Below are 2,018 nucleotides of genomic sequence, written 5' to 3'. Positions count from 1 at the left end.
CACACAAGAAAGCCAGCCGACTTCAATATCTGAGTTAGCAGCAACCGATTTGCCGACTCATCGTCCGCTACCAGAATGCGATAATTTTGTTGGTTGGATGCCAACCCCTTCACTCGTTTTTGCGGCTGTCTGTCATAAATTTCGCTCTCAGTTGCATGACTGACTTTAATGTAAAAACTAAAAACCGTTCCTTTCCCCACAGAACTTTTGACCCTAATCTCACCACCCATCAGCTTGACGAAAGAGTTACTGATTGGCAATCCCAAGCCCGTTCCCGTTTGCGATTTCCTGCCAGCTTCAGTTTGCACGAACGGCTTGAACAAACGGCTAACCTCGTCAGGGGCAATGCCTGGGCCTGTATCCTTCACAGAGAATTGGAGAAAGAATTTGGATAGCGGTTTTTTTGCCAGCAACTGGAGGCATTTTACAGTCAGCTTCACCCTACCCGTCTCAGTAAATTTAACAGCATTACCCAACAGATTAATCAAAACTTGGCGCAGCTTGCTTTCATCAGTTCGGACGTATTGCGGTACATCTGAACTGCGTTCAAAAACAAGTTGCAACCCTTTAGATTGAGTTTTGAGTTGGAACATCCCTTCTATGTCATTGAGCAAACTGTACAGGTCAAAAGCATTTGATTCGAGGGTAATTTGACCAGCTTCAATCTTAGACAGCGACAAAATATCGTTGATTAGTTTCAACAAATGCTCGCCACTGCGATTGATAATATCTAAACTCGACTGCTGTTCCGGTGCAGTTTTTTTAGAGTTGACAAGGAGGTGGGCAAAGCCGATAATCGCATTCAGAGGCGTTCTCAATTCGTGGCTCATATTGGCCAGAAAGGTACTTTTAGCGCGATTGGCACTTTCGGCTGCAATTTTAGCTTGTTTTAGTTCTTTTGTTTTCTGTGCAACTTGCCGCTTTAAATCGCCTGAATATTCTTTTAACCGCTGGCGAGATGCTTTTAACTGGCAATTCATGCGCTCGAAAGCACAGGCTAGGGCTTCGAGTTCGGCAACGCCGCTACCTGAAACTGTTGAGTCGAAGTCGCCACCAGCTATCGCCTCTGTTGCCGAAATTAACCGCAGCAGCCGCTGTTCTATTCTTAGGGAAATGGACAGCAAAAGGCAGATAGAAAGAATCAAAGCCAGCAGCACGAGCAAAATAGTGTTGCGAGTATTGGTTTGAACTTTTTCCGTGAAGTCGGTTTCGGGTACAACTGCCACAATCAGCCAATTTAAGCCTTTCGAGTTTTCAAAAGGTCTGACTTGCAGTAAGTATCTAGAGTTGCTGGCGGTAAAGTTAAGATTTTGGCTGCTGTTAATAGCAGCGAGGCTGCCATAATGTTTAAGCAAATACTCTGTGGAAAGCTGGATTACTTGTTGTTGCAGAGCTCGGGCGCTTCTTCGCTGCTGGGAGTCAGCAGAAATAGACGGTTTTGGTTCAGTTACCTCGTTCCGAGCAACTAAATGTCCCGAACGGTCTAAGATAAAGGCTTGACAGTTAGGGCTGATGTGGAAATCGTGCAAGTTGAATGTTGAGGTTGGGGTGGGAAAAGCAGGATTTGTTTTTTGTTGACGGAATATTGTTTTTGGAGAGTCTGACCCATTTCTTTTCCCATTTGGTTTGATTGTGACTTTGGCTGTTTGACTTGGGGAAAGTTGGTTTACCGAACCAGTTGGAATTTGATTGTAAGTCCCTTCTCCTTTCCCAACCCGTTCTTTTAAGTAGTTATCAAGGCGGTCAGAGATGCGGCTCGTTGCTTCTCCCAATAGCTGTGCAACTAAGTCATTCATCGTCTGCCGCCCTGTTTGAAAAGAAAGCCATCCTGTCAGACATAGTAAAGTCGAAATCAGAAGAGCGTTGGGGACTGTAAGCACAACGCGCAGCGGGAGGGCAGACTTTTTTTGAACTGAGCTTTTTGGGCGGAACATTGGTTAAAAAAAGGGAGTGGGAATGAGGAAAAAAACGTTCTTCTTCAGAGGGGAGTAACACCAGAAGTAGAAGAGTTCTCCTCT

At 45.1% G+C, this 2,018-nt stretch carries 2 protein-coding genes; both read right to left on the bottom strand.

Annotated features, from left to right (window positions below):
• The coding region (locus QT974_RS17925; RefSeq protein WP_333469791.1) for an ATP-binding protein at nucleotides 1–1,796 on the bottom strand (1,796 nt) is incomplete at its 3' end.
• A partial coding sequence (locus QT974_RS17920) for a hypothetical protein (protein WP_333469790.1) occupies nucleotides 1,789–2,018 on the bottom strand: 230 nt, incomplete at its 5' end. The genes QT974_RS17920 and QT974_RS17925, both read right to left, overlap by 8 nt.

This window comes from Microcoleus sp. BM001215392 (assembly GCF_036700185.1).
Classification (GTDB): Bacteria; Cyanobacteriota; Cyanobacteriia; order Cyanobacteriales; family Microcoleaceae; genus Microcoleus.
Note: the sequence above shows the minus strand (reverse complement) of the source record. Positions and strands in the feature narration are given on the sequence as shown.